This is a genomic window from Curtobacterium sp. 24E2 (assembly GCF_016925595.1).
Lineage (GTDB): Bacteria > Actinomycetota > Actinomycetes > Actinomycetales > Microbacteriaceae > Curtobacterium.
Window position 1 is genome coordinate 1,814,416 of sequence record NZ_CP068987.1, and the last position, 17,861, is coordinate 1,832,276.

Annotated in this window: 15 protein-coding genes and 4 pseudogenes; 16 read left to right on the forward strand and 3 right to left on the reverse strand. The window is 70.7% G+C overall.

Annotation, left to right across the window (positions count from 1 at the left end; all coding sequences use genetic code 11):
• Window positions 1-15: 15 nt before the first annotated feature.
• Window positions 16-762, forward strand: a complete 747-nt coding sequence (locus JN350_RS08995; protein WP_228505012.1) for a 4-hydroxy-tetrahydrodipicolinate reductase — start codon at window positions 16-18, stop codon at window positions 760-762.
• 4 nt (window positions 763-766) lie between these two features.
• Window positions 767-1,237 carry a tetratricopeptide repeat protein gene (locus JN350_RS09000; RefSeq protein WP_374114422.1) on the forward strand — a complete coding sequence of 157 codons (471 nt, stop codon included), beginning with the start codon at window positions 767-769 and terminating at the stop codon, window positions 1,235-1,237.
• A 7-nt stretch (window positions 1,238-1,244) separates the two neighbouring features.
• On the opposite strand, the gene JN350_RS20790 is transcribed toward JN350_RS09000, so the two are convergent.
• Together JN350_RS20790 and JN350_RS20795 are read right to left on the reverse strand one after the other, a co-directional pair.
• Window positions 1,245-1,718, reverse strand: a complete 474-nt coding sequence (locus tag JN350_RS20790; protein WP_461964297.1) for a DUF1731 domain-containing protein — start codon at window positions 1,716-1,718, stop codon at window positions 1,245-1,247.
• Entirely contained in the window at window positions 1,672-2,163 is a 492-nt protein-coding gene (locus JN350_RS20795; RefSeq protein WP_461964299.1) for an NAD-dependent epimerase/dehydratase family protein, read from the reverse strand. The genes JN350_RS20790 and JN350_RS20795 overlap by 47 nt, the downstream gene beginning before the upstream one ends.
• Before the next feature lie 78 nt (window positions 2,164-2,241).
• On the opposite strand from JN350_RS20795, the gene JN350_RS09010 reads away from it, so the two are divergent.
• From JN350_RS09010 to dapF, 14 genes and pseudogenes are all read left to right on the forward strand, one after another.
• Window positions 2,242-3,072, forward strand: coding sequence for a thymidylate synthase (locus JN350_RS09010; protein ID WP_111084589.1), 831 nt, complete (start codon window positions 2,242-2,244; stop codon window positions 3,070-3,072).
• Complete coding sequence (locus tag JN350_RS09015; protein ID WP_205464268.1) at window positions 3,072-3,572, forward strand: dihydrofolate reductase; 501 nt, start codon at window positions 3,072-3,074, stop codon at window positions 3,570-3,572. Before JN350_RS09010 ends, JN350_RS09015 begins: the two co-directional genes overlap by 1 nt.
• A gap of 237 nt (window positions 3,573-3,809) precedes the next feature.
• Window positions 3,810-4,787, forward strand: a complete 978-nt coding sequence (dapA, locus tag JN350_RS09020) for a 4-hydroxy-tetrahydrodipicolinate synthase (protein ID WP_111084638.1) — start codon at window positions 3,810-3,812, stop codon at window positions 4,785-4,787.
• Between the two features lie 49 nt (window positions 4,788-4,836).
• Window positions 4,837-6,514 (forward strand): annotated as a pseudogene (locus JN350_RS09025) (ribonuclease J).
• A 118-nt stretch (window positions 6,515-6,632) separates the two neighbouring features.
• Window positions 6,633-9,537: pseudogene (locus JN350_RS09030) on the forward strand (FtsK/SpoIIIE family DNA translocase).
• 5 nt (window positions 9,538-9,542) lie between these two features.
• Entirely contained in the window at window positions 9,543-10,187 is a 645-nt protein-coding gene (pgsA, locus tag JN350_RS09035; protein WP_205464269.1) for a CDP-diacylglycerol--glycerol-3-phosphate 3-phosphatidyltransferase, read from the forward strand.
• Window positions 10,184-10,729, forward strand: coding sequence for a CinA family protein (locus JN350_RS09040; RefSeq protein WP_240347660.1), 546 nt, complete (start codon window positions 10,184-10,186; stop codon window positions 10,727-10,729). Before pgsA ends, JN350_RS09040 begins: the two co-directional genes overlap by 4 nt.
• 154 nt (window positions 10,730-10,883) lie before the next feature.
• A complete protein-coding gene (locus JN350_RS09045; RefSeq protein ID WP_027464765.1) occupies window positions 10,884-11,192 on the forward strand; it encodes a helix-turn-helix domain-containing protein in 309 nt (102 codons plus the stop codon).
• 107 nt (window positions 11,193-11,299) lie between these two features.
• A complete protein-coding gene (locus JN350_RS09050; protein WP_111084594.1) occupies window positions 11,300-11,524 on the forward strand; it encodes a DUF3046 domain-containing protein in 225 nt (74 codons plus the stop codon).
• A gap of 281 nt (window positions 11,525-11,805) precedes the next feature.
• Complete coding sequence (recA, locus tag JN350_RS09055) at window positions 11,806-12,867, forward strand: recombinase RecA (RefSeq protein ID WP_205464271.1); 1,062 nt, start codon at window positions 11,806-11,808, stop codon at window positions 12,865-12,867.
• 382 nt (window positions 12,868-13,249) lie between these two features.
• Window positions 13,250-13,729, forward strand: a complete 480-nt coding sequence (locus JN350_RS09060) for a regulatory protein RecX (protein WP_205464272.1) — start codon at window positions 13,250-13,252, stop codon at window positions 13,727-13,729.
• A 26-nt stretch (window positions 13,730-13,755) separates the two neighbouring features.
• Window positions 13,756-15,250 (forward strand): annotated as a pseudogene (gene miaB / locus JN350_RS09065) (tRNA (N6-isopentenyl adenosine(37)-C2)-methylthiotransferase MiaB).
• A gap of 94 nt (window positions 15,251-15,344) precedes the next feature.
• On the forward strand, window positions 15,345-16,256 hold the full coding sequence (miaA, locus tag JN350_RS09070) for a tRNA (adenosine(37)-N6)-dimethylallyltransferase MiaA (RefSeq protein ID WP_205464418.1): 912 nt from the start codon (window positions 15,345-15,347) through the stop codon (window positions 16,254-16,256).
• Entirely contained in the window at window positions 16,253-17,143 is an 891-nt protein-coding gene (dapF, locus tag JN350_RS09075; RefSeq protein ID WP_205464273.1) for a diaminopimelate epimerase, read from the forward strand. Before miaA ends, dapF begins: the two co-directional genes overlap by 4 nt.
• A gap of 77 nt (window positions 17,144-17,220) precedes the next feature.
• On the opposite strand, the pseudogene JN350_RS09080 reads toward dapF, so the two are convergent.
• Window positions 17,221-17,831: pseudogene (locus JN350_RS09080) on the reverse strand (class I SAM-dependent methyltransferase).
• Window positions 17,832-17,861 lie beyond the last annotated feature (30 nt).

A 17,861-nucleotide genomic window follows, 5' to 3' on the forward strand; every position in this document is an offset into this window, starting at 1 on the left:
CCTAGGATGGACCGCATGGTCACTCCCGTCGCCGTCGTCGGCGCCACCGGTCGTCTCGGGGGCCTCGTGGCCTCCGTCGTCGAGGAACTCCCGGAGTTCGAGCTCGTCGCCCGCCTGTCGTCGAAGGACGGTGCCCACGAAGCACCGCCGTCGGTGTTCGGCGGTGCCGCGCTCGTCGTGGACGTGACGGTGCCGGCGCTCAGCCCCGCGATCGTCGAGAACGCGCTGTCGAGCGGAGCGAACGTCCTCGTCGGCACGTCCGGATGGTCCGCCGACCGTCTCGCGAAGCTCCGCACCGCTCTGCAGGAGCGTCCCGACCAGGGTGTCCTCGTGGTCCCGAACTTCTCGATCGGGTCGGTGCTCGGCACCCACCTGGCCACCATCGCGGCGCCGTGGTTCCCCTCCGTCGAGATCGTCGAGACGCACCACGCCGGCAAGATCGACTCGCCGTCCGGCACCGCGGTCCGCACCGCCGAGCTCATCGCCGAGGCCCGTCGCGACGTCGGCCCGGTCGAGGCCCCGCACGTCGACCAGCGCGCCCGCGGCCAGCAGGTGGCGAGCGTGCCGATCCACTCGCTCCGGCTGCCCGGGGTGAAGGCCGTGCAGGACGTCCTGCTCAGCGGCCCCGGCGAGACCCTGACGATCCGGCACGACACCAACGACGACGTCGCCTACGTCGCCGGGATCCGTGCAGCGCTGTCCGCCCTCGGATCCGCCCGCGGGCTCACCGTGGGGCTCGGCAGCGTCCTCGGCATCGGCTGACCCGGTGGGACGTGCAGCGCGGGCCGGCCGCGCGATCCGGTCGCCGTTCTGGGGCGCAGCGCTGATGACCCTGCTGTTGGCGCTCTACATCGTGCTCGTCGGGCAGCGGGCCGTGGCGTTCATCGCCACCGGCATCCCGATCGGGATCGGCATCGGCGTCGCCCTGTTCGTCGTCGCGGCGATCGGGGCGCTGCTGCTCGTGCTCGAGTTCCGCTTCGGCATCCGGATCACCCGGCTCGGCTCCCGGCTCGAGGCCGAGGGTGGTGCACCGGAGGACGTCGTGCCTGTGCGTCCGTCCGGCCGTCCGACGCGCGAGGCCGCCGACGAGCTCTTCCCGCAGTACAAGGCCGCCGTCGAGCAGGACCCGGCGGACTGGCGTGCCTGGTACCGGCTCGGGGTCGTCTACGACGCAGCGGGGGACCGCAAGCGTGCGCGTGCTGCTATGCGGACGGCCCTGTCGCGGTCGAGCGCCTGAGACCTGGTCAGAGGACCGCGTCGACCGCGTCCACTGCACGCGTGTACCGGAAGGCGTAGCCGGACTCGAGCAGCTTCGTCGGCACCATCCGCTGACTCGACAGCAGCATCTCGTCGGCGGCGTCCTGGAGCGCCAGGCGCAGTGCGAACTCCGGGATCCGGAACAGGTACGGCCGGTGCAGGTCCTCGGCGACGCGCTTCGTGATGCGGTCGGCGACGACGGCTTCCGGACCGGCGAGGTTCACCGGCCCGCTGACGCCGGACGCCGACGGGCTCGTCGCCAGGTGCACGATCGCACCGACCTCGTCCTCGAGCGCGATCCACGGCCAGTGCTGCCCGCCGGTGCCGAGGCGGCCGCCGAGCCCCGCCCGGGTGAGCGGGATGAGGGTGCGAGCGCGCCGCCGCCCTCGCCGATCACGATGCCCGTGCGCAGGGTCACCACACGGACGCCGTCCGGGGCAGCGTTCGCCGCGGATTCCCACGCGGTGCAGACCTCGGCGAGGAACCCGGTGCCGGGCGCCGCGTCGTCCTGCAGGACGTCCGCCGGGCGATCGCCGTACACGCCGGAAGCCGATCCGGACAGGAACAGCGCCGGGGAGTGCTGGCGTGCCGCATGGCCTCGACCAGGGTGTCGGTCGCGTCGACGCGGGAGCGCCGGATCTCCTCGCGGTACTTCGCGGTCCAGGGCAGCTTGCCGATGTTCGCCCCCGCCAGGTTGATCACCACGTCGGCACCGTCGACGATGGCCGGGTCGAGCGGCCGGCGACCCGGGGCCCATCGGAACTCGGTGGCCGTGTGCGGCTCGCGTCGGACGAGCGTGGTCACGTGGTGGCCCGCCTCGCGCAACGCGCGGACGAGCGGGGTGCCGATGAAACCGGACGCGCCGGCGATCAGGATCGAGAGGGGCTCTGCCGCCGTGTCTGCCATGCCGCCAACGCTACTCATGCTGCCGGAGGCTTTCGCCGACCGACGTCGGCTTCTGCCGACCGACGTAGGCTTCTGTGTGTGAGCGACAGCGAGACCGTGCAGCCCGACCCCACCGTGCCGACCCCGTACGAGGACCTGCTCCGCCGGGTCCTCACCGAGGGCACGCCGAAGGGTGACCGCACCGGCACCGGGACCCGCAGCCTGTTCGGCGCGCAGCTCCGCTACGACCTGTCGAAGGGCTTCCCGCTCGTGTCCACGAAGCGCGTGCACTTCAAGTCGATCGCGTACGAGCTGCTCTGGTTCCTGCGCGGCGACGGCAACGCCACCTGGCTGCAGGAGCACGGTGTCCGGATCTGGAACGAGTGGGCGGACGAGGACGGCGACCTCGGCCCCGTCTACGGCGTGCAGTGGCGCTCGTGGCCGACCCCGTCCGGCGAGCACGTCGACCAGATCGCCCAGGTCATCGACCAGATCCGCACGAACCCCGACAGCCGCCGGCTCATCGTCTCGGCGTGGAACGTCGCCGACATCCCGGACATGGCGCTCGCCCCGTGTCACGCGTTCTTCCAGTTCTACGTCAACGACGGCAAGCTCTCGTGCCAGCTCTACCAGCGCAGCGCCGACATGTTCCTCGGTGTCCCGTTCAACATCGCGTCGTACGCCCTGCTGACCCACATGATCGCCGCGCAGACCGGACTCGAGGTCGGCGACTTCGTCTGGACCGGTGGCGACTGCCACGTCTACGACAACCACGTCGAGCAGGTCGAGGAGCAGCTGTCCCGCACGGCGTACGCCCTGCCGACGCTCGAGCTCGCGCCGCGCGACTCGATCGACGACTACGAGTACGAGGACTTCACCGTCGTCGGCTACCACCACCACCCGGCGATCAAGGCCGCGGTCGCCGTCTGATGATCGGCATGGTCTGGGCCCGGTCGGCCGAAGGGGTCATCGGGGCCGACGGCGGCATGCCCTGGCACGTGCCTGAGGACCTCGCGCACTTCAAGCAGGTCACCGGCGACGGCACGGTGCTCATGGGCCGTCGCACCTGGGAGTCCCTGCCCGAGCGCTTCCGCCCGTTGCCCGGTCGGCGCAACGTGGTGCTCACCCGTGACGCGTCCTGGAGCGCCGACGGGGCCGAGGTGGTGCACGACCTCGCGACCGCGCTCGACGGTGCCGACGGTGCCGAGCGCCCCGTCTGGGTCATCGGCGGCGGCCAGGTCTACGCCGCGGCGCTGGACCGTGCCGACCGGGTGTCCGAGACCGTCATCGACGTCGACGTGCCCGGCGACACCGTCGCACCGACGCTCGGCGCGGCGGCCGGCTGGACGCTCACCGACGAGGGCCCGTGGCAGGTGTCCCGCACGGGGACCCGCTACCGCTTCCTCGAGTGGCGCCGCAGCGCGTCCTGAACGACAGCGGCTCGCGGTGCCCCGTGCTCGCGGGCGTCGCGCCTGTGCTCGCGCCCGCTCGCGGGCGTCGCGCCCCGGTGAGTCGGGGCGCGACGGCCGTGGCGGGGCGCGACGCGGGCCGGGACCCGGGAGTGAGCGGCGGGACGGACGTGATCCGGGCCTCCCGTCCGCGCCGCAGGCAGGCGACCGTCCACCCGGACGGCGGCCATCGCGCGCATCCCCGGTACGCTGGTGCCCGTGTCCCCGCGTGAGAATCCCTTCGGTCAGGTCCTCGTCGCCCTCGTGACCCCGTTCACGGCCGACGGAGAGGTCGACTGGCCCGGCGTCGAGCAGCACATCGACGACTGCATCACCGCCGGCGCCGACGGCATCGTCGTCACCGGCACCACGGGCGAGACCAGCACGCTGACCGACCCCGAGAAGCTCCGTCTGGTCGAGGTCGGCAAGTCCGTCGCCGCGGGCCGCGCGAAGATCATCACGGGTGGCGGGTCGAACGAGACCGCGCACGCGATCCACCTGTACAAGCAGAGCGAGAAGGCCGGCGCGGACGGCGTGATGATCGTCACGCCGTACTACAACAAGCCGACCCAGTCGGGCGTGCTCACCCACTTCCGGATGATCGCCGACGCCACCGACCTGCCGGTGATCCTGTACGACATCCCGGGGCGCACCGGCATCCCGATCACGTACGAGACGATCGTGCGGGCGTCGCACCACCCGAACATCCTCGCCGTGAAGGACGCCAAGGGCGACTTCGCCGAGGTGTCCCGCGTGCTCAACAACACCGACCTCATGTACTTCTCCGGCGACGACACCAACGTGCTCCCGCACCTGTCGATCGGCGCGACGGGCCTGATCGGCGTCACCGCGAACATCACGAGCACGCCGTACCGCACCATCATCGACGCCGTGAACCGCGGCGACCTGGCGACCGCCACCGCTGAGCACAAGCGCGTCGAGCCGCTCGTCCGCGCCGTGATGACCCACGTGCCCGGCACCGTCGCGGCGAAGTACATCCTGCACGGGCTCGGCCGCATCGGCAGCCCGCGCGTCCGTCTGCCGCTCGTCGGCCCCGAGGACTCCGAGGCGTACGCCATCGAGACCTCGCTCGAAGCCGTGCGCGACGTGCCCGGCGCCGACTTCTCGAACTTCCGCCCCGACCGCAACGCTGCGGCCGGCGGCGCTCTGCCAAAGGTGCCAGGCACCACCCGCTAGCGAACACCGCGGCGCGCTCCTCGCGCGTCGCCTGAATCCGTAGGACCGAATGCCCACACAAGTCTCCACACCGCAGCCGCTCGAACCCGGCACCCTCCGCGTCATCCCCATCGGGGGACTCGGCGAGATCGGTCGCAACATGACCGTCTACGAGTACGAGGGCAAGCTGCTCATCGTCGACGCCGGCGTGCTCTTCCCCGAGGAGCACCAGCCCGGGGTCGACCTGATCCTGCCGGACTTCGCGCCGATCCGTGACCGTCTCGACGACGTCCTCGGTGTCGTGCTCACGCACGGCCACGAGGACCACATCGGTGCCGTCCCGTACCTGCTGGAAGCTCCGCGACGACATCCCGCTGATCGGCTCCACGCTGACCCTCGCGCTCGTCGAGGCCAAGCTCAAGGAACACCGGATCAAGCCGTACACGCTCGTCGTGGCCGAGGACCAGACCGAGCAGCTCGGCCCGTTCCACCTCGAGTTCGTGGCCGTGAACCACTCCATCCCGGACGCCCTCGCCGTCTCGATCACGACCCCCGCCGGTCGTGTCCTGCACACGGGCGACTTCAAGATGGACCAGCTCCCGCTGGACGACCGCATCACCGACCTCCGCGCGTTCGCGCGCCTGGGCGAGGCCGGCGTGGACCTGTTCCTGCCGGACTCGACCAACGCCGACGTGCCGGGCTTCACCGCGCCCGAGCGCGACATCGGCCCGGTGCTCGAGAACATCATCACGCGCGCCCGCAAGAAGGTCGTCGTGGCGAGCTTCTCGTCGCACGTGCACCGTGTGCAGCAGGTCCTCGACGCCGCCGCGGCCGCGAACCGCAAGGTCGCGTTCATGGGGCGCTCGATGATCCGCAACATGACCATCGCCGCCGACCTCGGCTACCTCCGCGTGCCCGAGAACGTCCTCATCGACACCAAGAAGGCGAAGAACGTCCCCGACGACCAGATCGTCTACATGTCGACGGGGTCGCAGGGCGAGCCGATGGCCGTGCTCGCGCGCATGGCGAACCTCGAGCACCAGATCGAGATCGGCGAGGGCGACACCGTCATCCTCGCCTCGTCGCTGATCCCGGGCAACGAGAACGCCGTGTACCGCGTCATCGACGGGCTGACGAAGCTCGGCGCGAAGGTCGTGCACAAGGGCAACGCCAAGGTGCACGTCTCCGGACACGCGTCGGCCGGCGAACTGCTCTACTGCTACAACATCCTGCGTCCGCGCAACGTCCTGCCCGTGCACGGCGAGCACCGCCACCTGTACGCGAACGCCGACCTGGCTATCCAGACGGGTGTGCCGCCGCGCAACGTGATCCTCGGGCAGGACGGCATCGTCGTCGACCTGAAGGACGGCGTCGCGACGGTCGCCGGGCAGCTCGACATCGGCTACGTGTACGTCGACGGCTCGACCGTGGGCGAGATCACCGACGCCGACCTCAAGGACCGCCGCGTGCTGTCCGAAGAGGGCTTCATCTCGGTCTTCGCCGCGGTGGACTTCACCACCGGCCAGTGCGTCATCGGCCCGGAGATCCAGTCGCGCGGCTTCGCCGAGGACGACTCCGTGTTCGACGACGTCCGTCCGCAGATCGCCAAGGCGATCGCCGAGGCGGCCGCCAACGGCACGCGCGACTCGCACGCGTTCGCGCAGGTCGTCCGCCGCACGGTCGGCCGCTGGGTCAACACCAAGCACCGTCGTCGTCCGATGATCGTCCCGGTGGTCATCGAGGCGTAGCGCGTCAGTCGCGTCAGTCGCGTTCATCGCGGTCGACCGGGAGGCCCGTCCAGCGTCCGTCACGGATGCTGCGGCGGGCCTCCTTGGTTTGTCCTGAGTGGGGATTAGGGTTCTGCCCATGGCCGGAGGCACCAAGTCGACCACGCGCTCGCGCGCGTCCACGTCGTCCCGTGGGAACGGGACGCGCGGTTCGTCGCGCACCCAGGCCACGACGAAGAAGCTGCCGCAGGCGGCACCGACCCCGGTGTTCCGCGAGCAGAACCGGCTCGTGACGTTCTGGCTCGCGATGGCGCACGGCGTCGGCGCGGTGTTCCGACTGCTCGGCAAGGAGTCCCTCGAGAAGGACCAGCGGCGTGACGGGTTCCCGTTCCTGCTGTTCGTGCTGGCCATCGCCGGTGCGGTCGTCGAGTGGCTCAACCCGACGAACGGCGTGTCGGTCGCACTCGACGCGTACACGTTCGGCGGGCTGTTCGGCCGGTTGGCGTTCGCCCTGCCGGTGATCATGATCGTCTTCGCCGGATGGCTGTTCCGGCACCCGGCCTCGGTGCACGACAACACCCGGATCGGCATCGGCCTCGGGATCCTGCTCGTCGCGATCGCCTCGCTCTGCCACGTCTTCGGCGGGCAGCCGAGCGCAGCAGACGGCATGCCCGCCCTGGCCGCGGCCGGCGGTGTGCTCGGCTGGGTCGTGATCGGCTGGCTCGTCACGATCGCGACCGCCTGGGTCGCGGTCCCGGTGGCGATCGTGCTGCTCGTGCTCTCCCTCTTCATCATCACCAAGACGCCGCCGAACAAGGTCGGCCGTCGGCTGCACGAGCTGTACGCGTACCTGTTCGGAGCCCCTGCCCCGGCCGCCGAGCCCGAGGTCGAGGCTGCAGCCGCGGCGCCCGCTGCGCGCTCCAAGACGGCCAAGCGCGGCAAGAAGGGCGACACCGACTTCCAGCTGTTCGACGACCTCGGCTTCGGCGAGGAGCAGGCTGCTGCCGACGGTGACGCCGGCGGCGACGTGCCGTGGTGGCGGCGGAACAAGTCCGGGCGCGAAGAGGACCCGGCGTACGACAGTCCCGTCCTGCCCCCGGCCACCGGTGTCGCGCCGACGGCCCCGCCCGCCGCGGCGGCTGCACCCGCTGGCCCGGTGGTCAACCCCAACGCGGGCGCTGCTGCCGGTCTCGTGGACCTGACACCGGCCGAACCCGCCTCGGTCAACCTCAACGACTCCGTCGAACAGGACCTGCAGGTCGCCGAGCAGGCCCTGCGGGACTTCGGCACCGATGTCCCCGCGCGTCCGGAGCCGACCGCGGCGATCCGCCCCGCGGTGCCCGAGGTGGTCGCGGCCCCGCTCGTCGAGGACCCCGTCGTCGACGAGCCCGAGGAACTCTCCGCTGCGGCGACCGACGACGACCCCTCGAAGCCGTACCGCCTGCCGGCCGCCACCACCCTGAGTTCCGGCACCCCTCGGTCGCCCGCAGCCAGGCGAACGACGACATCGTCGCCGCCATCACCGGCGTACTGACGGAGTTCAAGGTCGACGCGAAGGTCACCGGGTTCTCCCGCGGCCCGACGGTCACCCGCTACGAGATCGAGCTCGGCCCGGGCGTCAAGGTCGAGCGCGTCACGGCACTGTCGAAGAACCTGTCCTACGCGGTGGCGTCCAACGAGGTCCGGATCCTCTCGCCGATCCCGGGCAAGAGCGCCATCGGCGTCGAGATCCCGAACTCCGACCGCGAGATCGTGTCCCTCGGCGACGTGCTGCGGTCGAACGCGGCGCGGAAGTCGAAGCACCCGATGACGATCGGCGTCGGCAAGGACGTCGAGGGCGGCTTCGTCGTCGCGAACCTGGCGAAGATGCCGCACCTGCTCGTCGCCGGTTCGACCGGTTCCGGCAAGTCGGTCTTCATCAACTCGATGATCACGTCGCTGCTCATGCGCGCGAAGCCGTCCGAGGTCCGCATGGTCCTCGTCGACCCGAAGCGCGTCGAGCTCTCGATCTACGCCGGTGTCCCGCACCTCATCACGCCCATCATCACGAACCCGAAGAAGGCTGCCGAAGCGCTGCAGTGGGTCGTGAAGGAGATGGACATGCGGTACGACGACCTGGCGTCGTTCGGGTTCCGCCACGTCGACGACTTCAACAAGGCGATCGAGAACAACGAGATCGTCCTGCCGGCGGGCAGCGAGCGGAAGCTCAAGCCGTACCCGTACCTGCTCGTCGTCGTCGACGAGCTCGCGGACCTCATGCTCGTCGCTCCGCGCGACGTCGAGGAGTCGATCGTCCGCATCACCCAGCTGGCCCGTGCCGCCGGCATCCACCTGGTGCTCGCGACGCAGCGCCCGTCGGTGGACGTCATCACCGGCCTGATCAAGGCGAACGTGCCGTCCCGCATCGCCTTCGCGGTGACGAGCGTCACGGACTCCCGCGTCATCCTCGACCAGCCCGGCGCGGACAAGCTCATCGGTCAGGGCGACGCGCTGTTCCTGCCGATGGGGTCGTCGAAGTCCCTGCGCGTGCAGGGAGCGTGGGTGCAGGAGGGCGAGGTCGCCGAGGTAGTCCAGCACGTCACGCGCCAGGCCCAGCCCGAGTACCGGCAGGACGTCCAGGCCGTGGTCGAGCGCAAGGAGATCGACGCCGACATCGGCGACGACCTCGAACTGCTGCTCGCGGCGGTCGAACAGGTCGTCTCGACGCAGTTCGGCTCGACCTCGATGCTGCAGCGCAAGCTCCGGGTCGGCTTCGCCAAGGCCGGTCGCCTGATGGACCTGATGGAGTCCCGCGACATCGTCGGGCCGTCCGAGGGCTCGAAGGCCCGCGACGTGCTCGTCACCACTGACCAGCTGCCCGCGGTGCTCGCGAAGCTCCGCGGCGAGGAACCACCGGCTGCTCCGGCGCCCGTGGCCCCGTGCCCGGCCCGAGTGACGACGGCGACCGCTACGGCGCCGACCCCGTGGGCGACATGACCCGCGGGTACGATGAAGTGCACGACGAGCCCGATGAGGACGCGTGGGGACTGACGGGCAGGGAGTGAAGGCGATGACCGCCTCGGACGGCACGGACACGACACACGGCGCGAAGTTCCCCTGGCGCGGGCGACTGCTCCGCAAGGGTCCCGGCCCCGCATCGACGGCGAACGTCGCGAACATCATCACCGTGGTGCGCATCCTCATGGCGCCGCTGTTCTTCGTGCTGCTCCTCGCCGACGCCGGCGACGACGGCCCGCTGCGCATCTGGGCGGCCGTCGTGTTCGTCGTCGCGATCGTGACCGACAGCGCCGACGGCATCATCGCCCGGCGGCAGAACCTGGTGACCGACTTCGGCAAGCTCGTCGACCCGATCGCCGACAAGGTCCTGATCGGCGGCGCGCTCGTCGCCCTGTCGATCCTGGCCGAGCTGCCCTGGTACGTGACCGTGCTCATCATGGTGCGCGAGATCGGCATCACGGTGTTCCGCTTCGCAGTGCTGTCGGACCGGGTGATCCCGGCCAGTCGCGGCGGCAAGATCAAGACCGTGCTGCAGGCCGTCGCCCTGACGTCGGCACTCTTCCCGTGGTGGGAGCTCGTCGGTGACTGGGCGCACTGGGTCAACGTGGTGCTGATGAGCGCCGCCTTCCTGGCGACCGTGCTCAGCGGCATCGACTACCTGTACCAGGCATGGAAGCACAACCGGACCACCGCGTGACGCGGGCCGACGACGCGACCGGCGCCGTGCCTCCCGGCCCTGTCGACACGGTCGACGCGATCGCGCAGGACCTGGTCGCCGACCTGACGCGTCGCGGTGCGACCGTCGCCGTGGCGGAGTCGCTCACCGGCGGGTTGGTGGTGTCGACGCTCGTCGGTGTTCCGGGGGCGAGCGCCGTGGTGCGCGGGGGAGTCGTGGCCTACGCGACGCCCGTCAAGCACACCGTGCTCGGGGTGTCGTCGGCGTTGCTGGCGGCCAACGGGGCCGTCGATCCCGAGGTCGCGCGGCAGATGGCGGTCGGTGTCCGCACCGCGCTGTCCGTCGACGGTGAGCCGGCGACGTGGGGGATCAGCACGACCGGCGTGGCCGGGCCGGACCCGCAGGACGGCAAGCCGGTCGGTACCGTCTTCATCGGGATCGCATCGGCGGACGGCGCCACCGCCTGGGAACTGCACCTCGACGGGGCCCGCCAGGCAATCCGGACGGCCACCGTCTCCGAACTCCTGACACGGATGTCGTCCGTGGTCCGGGGCCGGGAATAGGTCTCGTTTCCACTGGGTTACATCTCACGCAATCTCCAGCAGGACGGCAGCCAGCCTGGTTAGCATGCTCGAACCGGCAACGCTACTGTTGCTGAACCCGAACTCGATCCTCCGGATCGGGCGGGCGCGGAGACGACAGAGAGGAGGAGTTCTCATGGTTCTCGTTCGTCAGGAAATCGGCGATGTGCTTCGGGACTTCCGCTTGCAGAAGGGCCGGACCCTCCGTCAGGTCGCGTCCAAGGCCAGTGTGGCTCTCGGGTACCTCAGTGAGGTCGAGCGTGGTCAGAAAGAGGCCAGCTCGGAGATCCTCGCGTCCGTCGCGGACGCGCTGGACACCCCCATCTCCACGATCATGCGCGAGGTGGGCGACCGCCTCGCGATCGTCGAGGGACTCACTCCCGTCCCCGACACGCTCCCGGACGACCTCGTCGCCGAGTTCGACAACGACCTCGCGGTGCGCTGAGCGCCTCGCACTGAACGCCCCCGCCGGAACCTCCCGGCGGGGGCGTTCTGCGTTCGCGGCGCCGTGGACGGGGCGCTGTGCGTCCGGGGACGCTTTAGGCTTGGCGGATGCGGGTGAGTGAGTTCTGGCGTGCCGTCGACCAGGTGTTCGGCGAGGCCTACGGGTCCGTGGTCAGCCGTGACGTCGTGCTCGAGGACCTCGGTGGCCGCTCGGCGGTGGACGCCCTCGCCGCCGGCATCGATGCCCGCCGGGTGTGGGACGCCCTCTGCGACTCACAGGACGTCCCGCTCGACCGGCGGCACGGCAAGGGCTTGGCCGAGCCGCAGAACTGAGACGGCAGCGCTCCGTCGCGCCACCGCCACCGCCCGAAACTGTGTTCGGCGTGTTGCTCGAACGGGTGTTCGATCGGTGGTACGTTCCTCCACAGCGGCGTCGCCCGGGTGTTCCATCCACAGATGCGTGACCGTCGGCAGTGATGTCGGTGGCCAGCCATAGGTTGATGGACATCGGGAACAGCCCGAAGCCTTGTCGCAGAACCATCGGCCTTGCACCACCGGCCGGCGTGGACGCGACAGCCTACAGGCGGCCGAACACGAGCACGAAGGAGCACCCCATGCCATCACCGGCAGACCGCGAAAAGGCCCTCGAGACCGCACTCGCACAGATCGACAGGCAGTTCGGCAAGGGTGCGATCATGCGCCTCGGTTCGGACGAACGCGCACCCGTCAACGTCATCCAGACCGGGTCGGTGGCGCTCGACGTCGCGCTCGGCATCGGGGGACTGCCCCGCGGCCGCATCGTCGAGATCTACGGCCCGGAGTCCTCGGGTAAGACGACCCTCACCATCCACGCCATCGCCAACGCCCAGCGTGCCGGTGGCATCGCGGCCTTCATCGACGCCGAGCACGCGCTCGACCCGGAGTACGCCAAGAAGCTCGGTGTCGACATCGACGCCCTGCTCGTGTCGCAGCCGGACACCGCCGAGCAGGCGCTCGAGATCGCGGACATGCTCGTCCGCTCGGGCTCGATCGACCTCATCGTGATCGACTCGGTCGCAGCACTGGTGCCGCGCGCCGAGATCGAGGGCGAGATGGGTGACTCCCACGTCGGTCTGCAGGCCCGCCTCATGTCCCAGGCGCTGCGCAAGCTCGCCGGTGGGCTGAACCAGACGCAGACCACGATGATCTTCATCAACCAGCTGCGCGAGAAGATCGGTGTGTTCTTCGGTTCCCCGGAGACCACCTCGGGCGGTAAGGCACTGAAGTTCTACGCGTCCGTCCGCCTCGACATCCGTCGCATCGAGACGCTGAAGAGCGGCACCGACGCGGTGGGCAACCGCACGCGTGTCAAGGTCGTCAAGAACAAGATGGCGCCGCCCTTCAAGCAGGCCGAGTTCGACATCCTGTACGGCGTCGGCATCTCGCGCGAAGGGTCGCTGCTCGACTTCGGTGTCGACCACGGCATCGTCAAGAAGTCGGGTGCCTGGTACACCTACGACGGCGACCAGCTCGGGCAGGGCAAGGAGAACTCGCGTTCCTTCCTGATCCAGAACCCCGAGACGGCTGCTGAGATCGAGGGCAAGATCCTCGCCAAGCTCGGCGTCGGTGGCGCCAAGGCGGAAGAGGCCCCGGTCGAGTCGATCGCGCCGAAGCTCGCGGAGCGCAAGGGAGCGTGAGCACCGACCACGACGACGACGGCCTCGCACCGGTGACCGACCTGTTCGGTGCGAGGTCCCGTCGTCGGGCCCCGGCAACCGCGGAGCCCACCCCCGAACCCGAGCCGACAGTGCCCAGCGTTCCGGAGCCCGTGCTCGAGGACGATGCGGACACCCCGGCCCACTGCCGATCCGGGGGCCGCGTGCACAGGCCGACTGGGTCTCGCCGGTCATCGGCGATGGTTCCGGCCGGAGCACGCGGGCCGAGCAGGACGGCTACGACGACGACGGGGCGGACGCCACGACGGCGTCGGTCTTCTCGATCGCCGGTGGTGGAGAACTCGACCCTGCGGATGCTCCGCGTCCCCTCGACGAGCAACGCGCCGACGCCGAGCGGCTCAGCATGCGGGCGCTCGGCCGCAAGGGCGTGAGCGAGTCCGAGATGCGGACACTGCTCGCCCAGCAGGACCTCGACCCCGACGTGGTCGAGCACGAGATCGAACGACTCACCCGTGTCGGGCTGCTCGACGACGTCGCCCTCGCCACCGACCTGGTGGACCGCCTGCACGCCCGCAAGGGTCTGGGGCGGCAGGGCGTGGTCACCGAGCTGCGTCGTCGTGGCATCGACCAGATCGCGATCGACACTGCGCTCGACGAAGCCGCCGACGACGAGGACGACGAGTTCATCCGCGCCCAGGAGCTCGCCGACAAGCGTGCGCCGCAGATGCGCGGGCTCGACCGTGCGACCGCCGAGCGTCGGCTGTCGGGGTTCCTGATGCGCAAGGGCTACGGCTCGGGCGTGGTGCGGATCGCCGTCCAGCGGGCCCTCGACGGCGGCGGACGCCGGCCTCCGAAGGGCCGCGGGACCGTACGCTTCGAGTAGTCGCCCCGACCTACACTGGGACGACCATGGCCAACGTCGCAGCGCGCCAGCGCACCTACGAAGTCCGCACCTACGGGTGCCAGATGAACGTGCACGACTCCGAGCGGCTGAGCGGGTCGCTGCAGGCGGCGGGCTACACGGCTGCGGACGGCGAGCAGGCCGACGTCGTCGTGATCAACACCTGTGCGGTGCGCGAGAACGCCGACAACCGTCTGTACGGCAACCTCGGGCAGCTGGCGGGCATCAAGCGCGACCACCCCGGCATGCAGATCGCCGTCGGAGGGTGCCTGGCGCAGAAGGACAAGAACGTCATCCTCGAGAAGGCGCCGTGGGTGGACGTGGTCTTCGGCACGCACAACATGGGCTCGTTGCCGACGCTGCTCGAACGTGCGCGGCACAACGACGAGGCGCAGATCGAGATCCTCGAGGCGCTCGACGTGTTCCCGTCGACGCTGCCGACCAAGCGCGACTCGACCCACAGTGGATGGGTGTCGATCTCGGTCGGGTGCAACAACACGTGCACGTTCTGCATCGTCCCGTCGCTCCGCGGCAAGGAGAAGGACCGCCGCCCGGGTGACGTCCTCGCCGAGATCCAGGCGCTCGTCGACGACGGCGCGATCGAGGTCACGCTGCTCGGGCAGAACGTGAACTCGTACGGGGTCGAGTTCGGCGACCGTCAGGCGTTCGGCAAGCTGCTGCGCGCGGCCGGCACCATCGACGGCCTCGAGCGCATCCGCTTCACGAGTCCGCACCCGGCGGCATTCACCGACGACGTCATCGACGCCATGGCCGAAACCCCGAACGTCATGCCGCAGCTGCACGATGCCGTTGCAGTCCGGGTCCGACCGAGTCCTCAAGGCCATGCGTCGGAGCTACCGGAGCGAGCGGTTCCTCGGCATCCTCGACCGGGTGCGCGCCAAGATCCCGAACGCGGCGATCTCCACCGACATCATCGTCGGGTTCCCCGGCGAGACGGAAGAGGACTTCGCGGACACCCTGCGCGTCGTCGAGCAGGCGCGGTTCGCCAGCGCCTTCACGTTCCAGTACTCCATCCGCCCCGGCACCCCGGCCGCGACGATGGACGACCAGCTGCCGAAGCAGGTCGTGCAGGAGCGGTACGAGCGGCTCGTCGCCCTGCAGGAACGCATCACCGCGGAGGAGAACGCGGCGCAGGTCGGCCGGAGCGTCGAGGTCCTCGTCGCGACGGGCGAGGGGCGGAAGGACGACGCCACCCACCGGTTGTCCGGACGCGCCGAGGACTCGCGGCTCGTGCACTTCGCCGTGCCGGAGGGCTCCGCGGTCCCGCGACCCGGCGACGTCGTGACGGTCGAGATCACCCGAGCAGCCCCGCACTTCCTGATCGCCGACGACGACGCTCCACTGCGCATCCGGCGCACCCGAGCGGGCGACGCCTGGGACCGCGCCGAGGCCGAGAGCTGCGGCGTGCCGACCCCGGCGGCGCCCGGCGACGGTCCGCGTCCGGTGTCGCTCGGGCTGCCCACGCTCCGTGTCGGGCGCTGACGCCTCCGTCGGGGACGGCTCCGAGCGCGACACGGCCCAGGACCCCGAGCGCGACCCGGTACAGCACCGCGAGCGTGACGCGTCCGACGCTGATCTGATCGCCGTCGTCGGTGCGACCGGGACGGGCAAGTCCGACCTCGGGATCGCGATCGCCGAACGCCTCCGCGCCGCCGGCCGGAATGCCGAGATCGTCAACGCCGATGCGATGCAGCTGTACCGCGGCATGGACATCGGCACCGCGAAGCTCCCGCTCGACGAACGGCACGGCATCCCGCACCACCAACTCGACGTGCTCGAGGTCACCGACGAGGCGAGCGTCGCCGCCTACCAGGTGGCCGCCCGAGCCGACGTGGACCGCATCCGCGCCGACGGCGGTGTCGCCGTGCTCGTCGGCGGCAGTGGGCTCTACGTGTCCTCCGTCCTGTTCGACCTGGCGTTCCCCGGCACCGACCCGGAACTCCGCGCGCAGCTCGAGCGCGAGCACGACGAGCTCGGTCCGGGCATCCTGCTCGAGCGGCTCCGCGGCATGGACCCGGCGGCCGCAGCGACGATCGATGCACGCAACCCACGGCGGTTGATCCGAGCACTCGAGATCGCGAGCCGATCCGAGGTCGTGACCCCGAGCCTCCCGTCCGCGCCCCGCGCCTGGCGACCGTCCCGGATCCTGCACCTGCGGCGTGACCGCGAGCAGCTCGTCGCGGCGCTGCACGCGCGTGCAGCGGGCATGTTCGCCGCCGGGCTCGTCGACGAGGTCGCAGCGCTGCGCGAGCAGGGCATCGAAGACGGGAAGACCGCGCGGGCCGCGATCGGGTACTCGCAGGCGCTCGACGTGCTGCGGGGGACCTCGACGATCGAGGCCGCGGTCGAGGCGACCGGCATCGCGACGCGCAAGTACGCCCGACGGCAGGTGTCGTGGTTCCGTCGCTACGCCGACGCCGAGACCCTCGACGTCACCGGAGCCGACCGCGGGGACCTGGTGGAACTGGCCCGTAGGATCGTCCCGTGACCGAGCTGCACTTCACCAAGGGCCAGGGGACCGGCAACGACTTCGTCCTGTTCGCCGACCCCGACGCCACCGTCGACCTGAGCCCCGAGCGGATCCGTGCGATCGCGGACCGACGCTTCGGTGTGGGCGGCGACGGCGTGATCCGTGCGGTGCGGTCCGAAGCGATCCCCGAAGGACGTGCCCTGGTGGCCGTCGAACCCGCCGCGACGTGGTTCATGGACTACCACAACGCCGACGGCACGATCGCCGAGATGTGCGGCAACGGGATCCGGGTGTTCGCGCGGTACCTGACCGAGTCCGGCCTGGTCGAGCTCGCACCCGGCGAGACCCTGACCGTCGGCAGCCGCAAGGGCCTGGTCGACATCCAGCGGACGACGAACGGCTTCGCTGCGGACCTCGGCCGGTGGGGGCTGGGCATCGAGGACGGCGGCTCGGACGACGTCATGGTGCGCGCCAAGAACCTCGACGGCGCCCGGCCCGGCATCGGCATCGACGTCGGCAACCCGCACGTCGTCGTCGCCGTCGCGACCGAGGACGAGCTCGCCGACCTCGACCTGACCTTCCTGCCCGTGCTCGATCCGGCGCCCGAGCACGGTGCCAATGTCGAGTTCGTGCTGCCCGGCGACCCGCTCATCAACGACGGCGTCGGCGAGATCACGATGCGGGTGCACGAGCGGGGCAGTGGCGAGACGCTGTCGTGCGGCACCGGTGCGGTGGCTGCTGCCCTCGCGACGCGGTACTGGGTCGGCTCTGGTGCGCCGGACACCTGGCGCGTGCGGGTGCCGGGCGGCGTCGTGACGGTGCGGATGTTCGCGGCGGAGGACGGGGAGCACGTCTCGCTGTCCGGGCCGGCCGAGCTCGTGTTCTCCGGGGACTTGACGGTCTGACGCTGGGCGGGGCGCCGGGGCGGGGCGGCGCGCCCCGGGCGCGCGGCGCGGCGCGGTGCGCGCCGCGCGCCGCCTGCCTACGCGATCCGGCGCACGCGGATGACGCGGAACCCCTTGTCGGTGGACGCCCGTGCGACGTGGAAACCGGCCCCGAGCACGCCGACGAGCCACTTCTGCAACGAGTCGCCCCCGAGGTCCTTCGACACCACGAGCCAGGCGTCGCCCTCGACCTCGAGCCGGGGCAGCCACGTCAGCAGGATCTCGTGCAGTTCGTCCTTGCCGACGCGGATCGGCGGGTTCGACCAGATCGTCCGGAACCGCAGGTCGTCCGGGACGTCGTCGGGCAGGGCGATGGTGACGTTCGACGCACCGGCGGCCTCGGCGTTGGTCCGAGCGAGCCCGAGCACCCGTTCGTTGACGTCGACGCCCCACACCGAGGCGTCGGGGAGTGCAACGCCATCGTGATCGCGATCGGGCCCCAGCCGCAGCCGATGTCGAGTAGCGCGCCGTCGTGCGCGGGCGGCGGGACGGAACCGAGCAGCACGCGGGTGCCGCGGTCGAGGCCGTCCGGGCTGAAGACGCCCGCTGCTGTGGTCAGTGTGAGCGACCGGCCGGCGAGGGTGACGTCGATCTGGCGTTGGCGGGTGTCCGATGACGGGTTCGCGGAGAAGTAGTGGTCGTTCGCCATGGATGAACCGTAGCGGGAACCCGGTGTGTC

What these genes read in the sequence shown, in the direction of transcription:
- JN350_RS20795 (WP_461964299.1), bottom strand. Translation starts at nt 2,163, where the DNA reads ATGGCAGACACGGCGGCAGAGCCCCTCTCGATCCTGATCGCCGGCGCG.
- JN350_RS09060 (WP_205464272.1), top strand. Translation starts at nt 13,250, where the DNA reads ATGCGGGCGCTCGGCCGCAAGGGCGTGAGCGAGTCCGAGATGCGGACA.
- recA (WP_205464271.1), top strand. Translation starts at nt 11,806, where the DNA reads ATGCCATCACCGGCAGACCGCGAAAAGGCCCTCGAGACCGCACTCGCA.
- JN350_RS09045 (WP_027464765.1), top strand. Translation starts at nt 10,884, where the DNA reads ATGGTTCTCGTTCGTCAGGAAATCGGCGATGTGCTTCGGGACTTCCGC.
- JN350_RS09015 (WP_205464268.1), top strand. Translation starts at nt 3,072, where the DNA reads ATGATCGGCATGGTCTGGGCCCGGTCGGCCGAAGGGGTCATCGGGGCC.
- JN350_RS09050 (WP_111084594.1), top strand. Translation starts at nt 11,300, where the DNA reads ATGCGGGTGAGTGAGTTCTGGCGTGCCGTCGACCAGGTGTTCGGCGAG.
- pgsA (WP_205464269.1), top strand. Translation starts at nt 9,543, where the DNA reads ATGACCGCCTCGGACGGCACGGACACGACACACGGCGCGAAGTTCCCC.
- JN350_RS08995 (WP_228505012.1), top strand. Translation starts at nt 16, where the DNA reads ATGGTCACTCCCGTCGCCGTCGTCGGCGCCACCGGTCGTCTCGGGGGC.